We start from the raw sequence: 11,942 nt of genomic DNA on the forward strand, positions 1-11,942 counted from the left end.
AGTTTGTTAATATCTGCCCAAATTTAACAATTTTTTATTTTAAAAAGCAAATCAACAGAACAATAATTAGTAGTAAAATTCGAAATAATATTAATTAATTTTAAATTTCATCCATAAAGTATGTGTAAATCTTAAATAATATAACGTTTTAACTGTTAAAAAAAAAGAAGTGTTACTTATCTAAAATATTTATTTCAAACAAGTTACACTCTTTTTTTAATAGTAGTTATTTTATATTATTTATAGGCACGAACATAATCAATATAAAATTTTTGAGGTAAGATCGCATCATCAACATCCGGCCCTCCAAAATTCCCTCCAATAGCTAAATTAATAATGATATAAAATGGCTTATTAAAAGGCCAGGTATCCTCATTTTTTACTTCAGGATTAAAAGTATAAACCAAAATTTCGTCAACAAAGAAATCAATTTTATCTTTATTCCACTCAATAGCATAAATATGATATCCTTCTTCTATATTCGGAAACTCCGTTCTTTTAGTATTGATTGTATTACCATGACTATCCTGAGTATGCAGTGTGGTATAAACCATATGCGGATCCCTGCCTATATACTCTAAAATATCAATTTCTCCTGTCTTAGGCCATTTTACCTCATCAATATTGGCTCCTAACATCCAAAATGCCGGCCAGAGACCATGACCTACGGGCAGTTTTGCCCTTGCTTCAATCCGGCCATACAAAAACTCTTTTTTTCCTTTAGTGGTAATTTTTGTAGAAGTATACTTTTCGCCTTCTTTTCGTGCTTCAATAACAAGATTACCCTCTTTTATTTCATGGTTGGTTTTGGTATAAATTTGTCTTTCATTATTTCCCCAGCCGCAAAGATTTGGACATCCGTCACCAACTTCAAAATTCCAGACAGATTCATTTATCTTCTTATTAAAATTTTCTTCCCAAATCAGTTTTCTTTTTACTTGCTGACCCATGCAAAAACTACTAATTACAAAAAGCAACATTATTTTTTTCATGCTAATATTTTTTAAATTAAGAAATTAAGAAGGCCAGCAAAAACTGGCCTTCCAATTTTCATCATACGAATTAATTCTTTTATTGATAGACCCTTACATAATCAATCTCCATAGAAGACTGTGTAAAAGCGGGATCAATATTTCCTCCGAGGTTTCCTCCCATCGCAACATTCAATATCAAAAAGAAATCACTGTTAAATGGTAATGAAGCGTTATTAGCAACTGAATGTATGAGTGTATCATCAGCATATATTTTTATGGACGCTGGGCTCCAAACCGCTTTATACACATGAAATTCAGTTGAAACATTGGCTATTGTTTTACTGCCTGTATCAGCGTTTCCTCCAGAACGCCCTGGATAATGCAATGTGCCAAGAATTACATTTTGATTGTTCCCTACATGTTCCATAATATCAATTTCACCACAGGCGGGCCATGGATTTGTTGCGTAATTTTGTCCTAACATCCAGATGGCTGGCCAGGTTCCGGCACCTATTGGAAGTTTGGCCCTTACCTCTACTTTTCCATATTTAAATTCGAATTTATTTTCAGAAACTAATCTTGCAGACGAATAAGCAGCTCCTCCAGAAGATTCTTTCTTTGCGGTAATCTTAAGGTTTCCACCCTGAACGATTACATTAGTAGCAGCATTAGTGTAATTCTGTTTTTCATTATTTCCCCAGCCATTATCTCCTGTTCCCAAATTATAGCCCCATTTAGCCGAATCTGGTGCGCCATCAGTATTAAACTCATCCGACCATACTAAATTAGTATAATCTATATCCGTAACTTGAGTTGGTTTTGTTGTCGTAAAAATATGATACCATGCCAAGGCTGGATTACCACCCATAACAGCTCTTACAACCATCCTGTTAGCTGTAATAGATAAAATTTCATATGAACTCTGACCAATGTAATACCCCATGAATCCACCATCTGAAAAGTTTAGCATCGTCCCTCTTGTTTGAGTAGCATGATTAGGATTTTTAGTCACAACAGATTCTGACGGACTCAGGGATACATTTTTCACTCCTCCTGCATTGTATGTCAGACATGCGTCATCAGGTGAACTTCCCCCGGCAACACTTGCAAAAGCAGCATTAAAGAAGGTTGAACCGCCATTATTCAGTTCGTATTTTAATTGTTCTCCATCTAAAGAAAAAGTCAATACGTTTTCATACAAACAGCTGCTGACTGGTGAAGATCCCTTTTCAAACGCACCTGCCTGATAATAGTTTGCATAATAATTTTTGGTTGCATCACCATCATTTTGTCCCACTCCTAAATGTCCGGGTTCAGAAGCTGACCAATACCATTTTTTAGACGATCCTCCAGTCAGGAAATTAACTGCTTCAGGATCACTAAAATTACTTAAAACCTCAACTTCAATTGTGGCATTAGTAGCTATCCCTCCTTTTCCATAGGCAATAGCGGTAACGATATATTTATTTACGCCTGTTTTAGTAAATCGTTTATCAAAATGTCCACTAGGAGAATTCTCTGAAGTCCCATCACTAAATACATATTTATACGAAATCACATCATCTCCGGTTGCTATAAGTTTAACAACTCCTGATCCGTCTCCATAGGGTTCTGCAGATGTTTTCCCAACAATTTCAGCAGTTATCTGAATATTTGTTGGAGCATTTATATCTCCAAATGCGTAATCATCTTTCTGACAACCCGTCATCAGGAGAATAGTAAATAAGAATACTATCTTTATGATTATTTTTTTGCTCATGATTTCTTTTTTTAATTGGATTGTTTTATATCATCGAAGTAATACGTAGCACCTGTTCCCATTTGACCGAAGTCTGGAAATAAAATTACCCTGTCGTATTTATTGGCCGTATTAAAGCCTGGCGCAGTGGTCAGATCAAAAGTTAGCACCTGCCATGCATTGGCGGTTGTAGTCGTTGCATGTGCTTCGAAAAAAACAGTTGGATTTCCGTTTCCGTCTTTCGGCGATGTGGAAACTTCCATTTTGTATAAAATATCAGCCCCAACTTTAGGTGACCACACACTTACTTTCACAGTAGTTCCTTTAGTAAAATCAATTGTATTTTCTAAATTAAGACTTGCGCCGGCCCAAACCTGAGCTCCTGATGTTTTTTCGATTTTAACTACTTTGTTAGATACATTAGCCCCTGTTTTATCTGGATTTGCTACTACAGAAACTGGAATTGGTCCAAAACCAGCATCTCCGAAACCTCCCCATGCATAGGTTAAAGCAGCTGATTCAAAATCAAGAGGCAATTGTACAGACTGAGCAGGTGTTTTATAGAAATAAATATTATCGATAAATACAGTTCCGCCAGCCCATGGTGTTCCAACCAATTTTAACTGAAATATTTTATCAACTGATAATCCCTGACTGGTAAATGCCGAAATTGGGATATCAATACTTGTCCATTGATTTGCTGTAAGATCCTTTGTAACAGGTTTCTCTGAAGGTCCAACATTAATCAATGATGTTTCTATTTTTTGTAAATCAGCTGTCCAGACATCCATATGCAAATATTCCATACCTGAAACATCTATCGATGTCCCATCTGCTAATGCAATTCCCTGATAGCTTAATTTAATATAATTGAGCATTTTATCTCCGTTCAGATCAAATTCTGCCCAGCTGCTGCCTTGTCCCGCCTGACCCCAATCCGGAAAGTAATTAGTTCCGACAACATTGGTGTATTTAGAACCATAGATCGAAATTACATCACCTGCCTGTCTATTTGGCGGAACTGGCGCAGAAGTTGTTGGATTAAGTACTAGTTTCGCAGTAACTTGTGTCGTATATTCTGTGGTAGCAACTGCTGCGCTTTTGGAAACCACCCGAATTGTATACACTCCTGCATTTTGGTAAGTATAAGAAACCGATTCGCCGTTATTTGCTGAAATTGGATCCGGTTTTCCTGCTTCTCCAAAATAAACATCATAAAATAAGGCATAATCTGCACTTGCCTTAACTGTTACTTTTTTCGAAACTGATAAATCATTCGTTACTACAACAACTAAATTCTCAGGAGCTTTAAAAGAAACTACTACCTGCTGAGCTACTTCTGTAGTTTTCCCATTTAACCCCATTGCTATGATTTTGGCAGTATAAACGCCCTCTTTATAGACATGAGTAACAGTTGCCCCCGGAGAAAAGTAATCTGACTCAGCAGAACCGTCTCCATAATTTATTTTATATGCTGTTACTCCTTCAGCTTTAGGCAAAAAAGTAACTTTTCCTGAATTATCCTGTGTTACAGTAGTCAAAGCCGATATATTTTCAGGTGCAGCTATACCTTCTAAATCAATATCAATGTTATCGTTTGCACATCCCATCAGGACTGTCAAAACAAAAAAACTTATAATAAAATGTATTTTTTTCATGATTGCTGTTTTTAATATCCGGGATTTTGTTTCCAGTTTCCATTTGCAAATTGAATCTCCTCAATTGGTATTGGGAATAGCTCGTTTTTGTCTTTTTGAAAACCAGGTATTTTCCCCACTGCTTTTCCTGTTCTTACCAAATCAAAAAAACGATGTCCTTCTCCAAAAAGTTCCAGTCTTCTTTCGGCTAAAATAAGATCAGTTAATGCAGCTCCTGAAGCTGATATATCATGATTAGTATCACCAAAAGCGCGCCTTCTCACCTGATTCAGATATCCTCTTGCTTTGTTATCATCAATTCCTCCTCTGTTGTAAGCTTCTGCAGCCATTAACAAAACATCGGCATAACGAATAGCCCTGTAATTATTTGGATTTGTCAAATTCAAATCTCCCGCAGCATTAGCACTTCTTTTTCTTGGCAAATATTTTCTGTTAAAAAATCCCGTATCCTCATTGCCTTTACTATATTTTACACCAGAGTTAGCAGCTGCCCATGCTGCAATATCCAATATAGCAACATCTTTACGTCTGTCTCCAACCTCAAAAGCATCCGCACTTTCCTGAGTTGGAACATTGAAACTAAAGCCAGGCGAAAAGAATGGTCCCTCATAACCACGTATACCACTGAAACCAACGGCTACATTGCCTTCACTACATTGCAAACATCCAAATCCGGCACCTTCAATGTCTGTGTATTGTATTTCAAATACTGATTCGGGGCCGTTTTCTCCATCCATTTCGAATATTGAATTATAATCTGACACTAAAGAATAAGGAGACGTACTTATTAAACCTTCTAAAGTTGCGGCTGCCTGTGTAAACTTGTTTTGATATAAATAAGCTTTTCCCAATAACGCCTGAGCTGCTCCTTTAGTAATTCTTCCTTTTTGAGTTGTTGCTGTTAATGGAGACAAATTAGCAATTGCAAAAGTTAAATCAGCTTCTATTGAAGCATATACTTCTGCTACTGATGAGCGAGGAATTGTTTTTTCATCTCCAAGTTTAAATCTGGCATCGCCTTTCATCGGAATACCGCCAAACCATTTTACTAATTCAAATTGGTAATATGCTCTAAGAAAACGCGTTTCTGCCAGCAGTTGTGCTTTTCCTTCAAAATCAGTTTTATCCTTAAATTCAAGGATATAGTTAGTTCTTTGTACACCGGCAAACATCCAATCCCATATATTTTTAAGATTGCTGTTTGTTGATGTGTGAATCATATCATCAATTTGCTGCCAGCCGATAACGTCTGTAGGACTTTCTCCTCCACATAAAGTATTATCTGAAGCAATTTCTCCCAACAAAACATTGGCGTATGTAGATTGAAGTATGTCATAAGCAGCCACTAATGCCTGATCATAATCACTCTTTGAGTTAAAATAGTTTTCTGAATCTATAGAATACTGTGGTTTGGTTTCTACAAAATCATCCGAGCAAGAAACAAAAACTGTTGAAAAGAGTAGTCCTGTTAAAAGAAATATTTGTGTATATTTTTTCATTTTGATAGCAATTAAAAGTTAAGATTAAGTCCTAATTGATAAGTTCTTGGTACCGGATAAAACCCGTAATCAATTCCTCCCGCAATAGGATCTCCGGTAGAAGCCCCAGGATCAAAACCTTTGTATTTTGTAAAAGTGTAAAGATTATTGGCTCCAACATATAGTCTAAGTTTTGTAATTCCGGCTTTTTGAGTTAATTTAGGATCTAATGTGTACCCTAACTGTATATTTTGAATTCTTAAATAAGAAGCGTCATCAACATAATAATCAGAAAAGACACTATTTGATGTAGCCCCAGTTGTAACTCTTGGTGTCGAATTTGAAGTTCCTTCCCCAGTCCATCTGTCTAATATATAATCCAAATGGTTAACATCTGAAAGATTTCTCTCGTAGTTTCTTATTAAGTCATTACCCAAAGACGCATAAGTATAAACTGCGAAATCCAGATTTTTATAATTGAACTGTAAATTAAATCCCATAGTAGCTGTAGGAATCTGATCTCCGATATTGGTTCTGTCTTTGCTGTCTATAACACCATCTCCATTAATATCTACAAATCTTAAGTCACCTGGAACAGCATTTGCCCCTAAAGCCAGTTGAGAAGGGTGTGCATCAACCTCTGCCTGATTTTGAAAAATACCATCCGTTTTATATCCATAAAAGTAACCTATTGGCTTTCCTTCTTCCATTCTGGTTGGCGCAAGCTGCCCCACAGAAAATGAGCCTCTTTCTATATAATGAGTAGCATTATTTACCTCAATTACTTTATTTTTAAGAAAAGTAACATTGTACCCGGCGCTCATTGAAAAAGCATCCGAAAACTTCTCTTTGTAATCTACTGCAAATTCAAAACCTGAATTTCTTACTGTACCGGCATTTATGGTTGGAGCACCCGCACCCGGCGCACCTATTCCACTTATACCCGTAACTGCAATACCAGGGATTAGCAAATCTTTTCTCGTATCTATAAAATAATCTGCTACTACTGAAACTTTATTATCTAATAATTTCATATCAACCCCAACATCAAACTTCTTAGCTGCTTCCCATTTTACATTCGGGTTTGGCAGAATACCCTGTGCCCTGCCACTAACCAATTCGTTATTAAAAACATAAGTAGCTTCTCCTGTGAGCTGACCTAAATAAGTAAAATCTCCAATCTGATCGTTTCCTAAACTACCATAACTGGCTCTGAATTTTAAGAAATTAACCGTTTTTGAATTTCCAAAGAATTTTTCGTCAGAAACAACCCATCCTCCAGTAAAAGAAGGAAAATATGCTACTTTATTTGCCGGCCCGAATCTGGAAGAGGCATCACGTCTTATAATAGCAGAAAGTAAATATTTGCCTTTAAAATCGTATTGTACCCTTCCAAAATAAGACAATCTTCTTACATCATAATCATAAGAACTGTTATTTAAAACTTTTGAAATAGTTGATATTAATTTAAGATCAGCAAATTCCCATGAATTGTAAGGCACGTCATAGCCTGTTGCATAAAGACCGTTACCCCAGGTCTTGTAAATGGTAGTCCCAATAACGCCAACTACATTATGACTTTCTCCTATTTTTTTAGTGTAAGTACCATAAAGGTCAAATGAATAATCATTATCATTTACAGCTCCCTGAGTTACTGAGCTTTGCTTTACGTCAAACACTTTACCCCCATAACTAATTTCTTTTCCAAAAGTTTTTGATTCACTGTTTGAAGTATTAAAACCGATGGTACTCGTTATTACAAAATCTTTAAAAATTTTATAATCTATACCAAAGCTTCCGTTAAGTTTTTTATAATTATAATCATTATAGGTATTAGCAATCTGAGCTAAAGGATTAATAATTTCGTTTCCTAACCCATTAAGAGGTATAACTGTAAAATTTCCATTTGCATCATACGGTTTAATTGTAGCAGGAATATTTAAAGCATTAAATAAAACAGACCCTAATCCGTTTTCATTTAATGTCTTTCTTGTAAAATAAGAATAAATTACATTAGTCTTAAATTTTAATCTATCAGTAACATCACCACCAATAGCTACTCTGGCAGTATTTCTTAAAAATCCAGATTTATCTGCCCCAACTATTCCTTCCTGATCAAGATGTGAACCGCTAACAGAATAGTTTATTTTTTCTGATCCTCCTGAAATAGTTAAGTCGTGACTGATAATTGGTATCCCTTTACCAAAAACTTCATCCTGCCAGTCGGTGCCTTTTCCTAGACCAGTTACATTTGGATATGGAAGTGGTTTTCCTCCGTTAGCATAACTTTCATTTAATAAAAGGGCATATTCCGTAGCATTTAAGGTATTTAGCTTTTTTGATGTTTCCTGAAACCCTGTATATGTATTGTATGAAAGTTTAGCTTTAGTATTTCTTTTACCCATCTTAGTAGTAATCAAAATGATACCGTTTGCACCAATACTCCCATAGATAGCCGCTTGAGAATCTTTTAATACGGTAATAGTTTCAATATCGCCAGGGTTCAGCAAACTTAAATCTCCTATATAACCATCAATAATAGCAGCCGGTTTGTTTTCACCATTAGTAGCAATACCACGTATGCGAATATCTAATCCCGCACCGGGGGCACCTGACTGACTAGTTACATTTACCCCTGAAACAGTTCCTTGCAAAGCCTGCTCTACTTTTATAGGTTTTAAAGTTTCAATAGTTTTGCTGTCAACTAAACCTACTGATCCGGTAAGGTCTCTCTTTTTCTGGGTACCATAACCAATAACCACAACTTCGTCCAGTGACTTTGCATCATCACTCATTTTGACAGTTATTTTGTTATCCGATACAGAAACCTCCTGGGTTCGAAAACCGATGTAACTTAAAACGATTATCGTTCCTTTTGAGAGACCTGATAATTTAAAAGAACCGTCAAAATCTGTGGTAGTACTTTGTGACGAACTTTTAACTTTTACATTTACTCCAGGCAGTGACATTCCTGAAGCATCCAGCACTGTCCCACTTACATCAAAAGTCTGCGAAAACGCAAAAGAGGTAAATAGTAACAATACTACTAATAATAATTTTGGCTTCATATCTAGTTAGTTTTTTATTGAGTCATAAAATTACTACATCTTTTTAATAGCAAATTAAAAACAACCTCAACAAAAAACATACATCACAAAAAAACAATACCTAAAATACATATACATAAAAAAAAACCTTGATTCAACACATAAATCACAAATGCTATTTTTTTTAACAAATAAGTGTAAAATTCACAATAAAGCATGAATGTTGAGGTAATGTATAGGTGTTTACAGTGTAATTTAAACCTACTATACAGATAAAATATATTCTACTAACCCTATTTCATGCTGCAGATCCATTTTTTTGCGTAGGCGATATCTTTTTATTTCAACACTTCTCACTGAAATATTAAATAAAGGCGCGATTTCTTTTGAAGATAGATTTAATCGCAAGTATGCACACAGTCTCAAATCGTTAGGAGTAAGTAACGGATGTATCTGTTTTATTCTCTTTAAAAAGTCTTTGTCGGCATTATCAAAAGCTTCTTTAAAAACTTTCCAGGAATCTTCCTCAGTAATATTGTTATTAATGGTTCTAATAACTGATTTTATATTTTTATCATCATCCTGAACTGTTTTCTTCAAATCTTCTTTAATAAAAGCTAACAATTCATTTTTACTGTTCAGACTCATTGTTGAAACCGCTAATTCCCTGTTTTTATTATCTACATCCTGTGACAATTGCTCGTTTCTTAGTTTCATCAACTGCTGCTCGTTTTCAAGTTCCTTGATCTCTAATAACAGATTATTTTCCTCTATTAATTTCTCTTTTTGCTTTTGATAAAAGTTTCGATACGCTTTATTGATAAAGTAACCACTTACAACAAGCAGCAATAAATAAATAAAACAAGCAAGATTAGTTAAATACCAGGGTTTTAAAACTACAAAAGTATATGTGGCAGTGTTCTGTAAAGGTGTGTTGGCATATTTTGCCCGTACTTTGAACGTGTATTTTCCAGGCGATAAATTTTTAAAATTTGCAGAAGATTTTGTACTCCACTCACTCCAGTCATCCTGAAAACCTTCTAATAGATACTGATATTCTGAATTGATATATTTATTGTATTCCGGAACTGTATAATTAAAAGTAATATTGTTTTCATTCGATTTAAAACTTCCTTCTTCATTTAAAACAACATTTTTTAAAGCCTGATTCTGCTGATTAATAGAAATCTCAGAAATGGAAACTATATAATTTTTAAAACTCAAATCATCAATATTAAGTATATAATAACCATCAGTAGTCCCTATCAGATAAGTTGACTTTGAAATTTGATTGATATTTTCAAAACCCAACATAGAATTGGTTAAGGATGAAGGAATGGGAATAACATTTTGTTTTAATTGGTGACTTAACTTACTGGAAGAAAAATAATGGATATAGTTTTTTGAAAACAACCAGATTTTATTCGATTTGTCAACAATCAGTTTACCCGACGTATAATCGTCTTTTTCAAAAATTGAACTTAGTACTTTATCTTTTTCAAACTGTTTTGTAACTGGATTTAATTTAAATATTCCGTCTTTAAAGGCATAATATATCGCATTATTAAATTCTGTAAGACTTGCATTTTTTCCTTTTTTGGGCGAAGAATAGGCATAAAAATCTATTGCCTTTGAAAAAGAATAATCGGTTTTAAACCTAAAAACGCCCTTGTATTCATGACTTATATAAACCTCCAGGCCTGAAGTAATTTCAAAATAACGTGATGAATAATTAAACCCGTTAATTTTATTTTTAAATCGCCATTGATTATTAATTTTCTCTAAAACTGAAATCCCGTAATAATTTCCCTGAAGTAGTCTATTTTTATGATTTGGCACAGGCTCGAATTTCCATGTTCCTGAACTTCTGAAAATATTTCTTGCCGAAGTATTTTCTACAATAAAAGTACCTGAATCATGACCGCAAAAAAGAGTATTATCATATTCAAATAATGACCAAACTTGCCCTTTTGTTCCATTTATAAACTGAAAACCACCATTACTTTGATATCTTTTACAAAACAATCCCTGATTAGTTCCCACATATAATATTCCATTATGCATAATGGAAGCATAAACCGTTCCTAAAACACCCGTATCATCTGTAAAACTATGTACCGGAGTTTGCAGGTTGACACAATTAATTCCGTTATCAAGACCAATCCAAACATTATGATCCTTATCTTCAAACAAAGATAAAGCGGTATTATTACTTAATCCTTTACTTTGTGAAATATGATAATTTAATTTTCCTGAATCAGATAAAATAAAAATTCCGTCAGAAACAGTTCCTAAAGCATAACTACCATCATGAAGCCTCTGACTACTGTAAACAAACCCCGATTTTATCTGTGAATCTACTTCTGTTTTAAAAGGAGTTAAAATAGTACCAATTAATTTATAAAATCCGTCTAATTGCGTTTGAATCATTAAACCATCATCAACTGCAAAAATATTTACAATTGTATTTTTTTTAAGAATGGGATTATCTGAAATCAATTTTCCTTTTCCCTCTTCTATTTCAAAGAGACCTTCATTTGTAGTTTGGTAATAAATCGAATTCTTGGTGCAAAATGATTTTACAACACCATTTTTAGGTGCAATAATTTTGAATCTTTTTGTTTTAGTATCATAAATATAAATTCGGTTTAAAGACTGAAATAAAACCCATTGATCATATTTTAAAATATTCCAGAACTGCTCATCGTCCAGAATTTTATTTTTGATTTTGTCGCTGAGTGAAGTGTATTTTAATTTTCCATTTGACTGCCTTGTCCAGTAACCAAAATCCATGTAGCAGCCTGTATAAATCTTATTATGGATTACTTTTACAGATCGAATTATAGTTTCGTTTGGCGTTGGATACAACTCCCAATTCGTTCCGTTAAATTCTAATAACCCTTCATTATTGGCAAAATACATTATATTTTGTTCATCCTGTGTAATCATCCAGTTTTGATTTCCTGCGCCATGAAGAGCTGACGGATATTTTACAATTGGCGGTAATTCCTGAGAAAACAGGACTCCAGACATCAAAAAATACAGGA

General features: G+C 34.3%; 6 protein-coding genes. All 6 read right to left on the reverse strand.

The window, feature by feature from the left end; genetic code table 11:
* Positions 1-236: 236 nt before the first annotated feature.
* The 6 genes from ACNC7R_RS15090 to ACNC7R_RS15115 all read right to left on the reverse strand — a co-directional run bounded on the left by ACNC7R_RS15090 (position 237) and on the right by ACNC7R_RS15115 (position 11,928).
* Complete coding sequence (locus tag ACNC7R_RS15090) at positions 237-992, reverse strand: family 16 glycosylhydrolase (RefSeq protein WP_417941898.1); 756 nt, start codon at positions 990-992, stop codon at positions 237-239.
* Between the two features lie 79 nt (positions 993-1,071).
* Complete coding sequence (locus ACNC7R_RS15095; RefSeq protein WP_417941899.1) at positions 1,072-2,733, reverse strand: family 16 glycosylhydrolase; 1,662 nt, start codon at positions 2,731-2,733, stop codon at positions 1,072-1,074.
* 11 nt (positions 2,734-2,744) lie between these two features.
* Complete coding sequence (locus ACNC7R_RS15100) at positions 2,745-4,370, reverse strand: hypothetical protein (RefSeq protein ID WP_417941900.1); 1,626 nt, start codon at positions 4,368-4,370, stop codon at positions 2,745-2,747.
* An 11-nt stretch (positions 4,371-4,381) separates the two neighbouring features.
* A complete protein-coding gene (locus tag ACNC7R_RS15105; protein ID WP_417941901.1) occupies positions 4,382-5,869 on the reverse strand; it encodes a RagB/SusD family nutrient uptake outer membrane protein in 1,488 nt (495 codons plus the stop codon).
* Positions 5,870-5,880: 11 nt separating this feature from the next.
* A complete protein-coding gene (locus tag ACNC7R_RS15110; RefSeq protein WP_417941902.1) occupies positions 5,881-8,916 on the reverse strand; it encodes a SusC/RagA family TonB-linked outer membrane protein in 3,036 nt (1,011 codons plus the stop codon).
* Between the two features lie 243 nt (positions 8,917-9,159).
* Entirely contained in the window at positions 9,160-11,928 is a 2,769-nt protein-coding gene (locus ACNC7R_RS15115; RefSeq protein WP_417943177.1) for a triple tyrosine motif-containing protein, read from the reverse strand.
* Between the last annotated feature and the right edge of the window lie 14 nt (positions 11,929-11,942).

It is taken from the genome of Flavobacterium adiutor (assembly GCF_048282555.1).
GTDB lineage: Bacteria > Bacteroidota > Bacteroidia > Flavobacteriales > Flavobacteriaceae > Flavobacterium.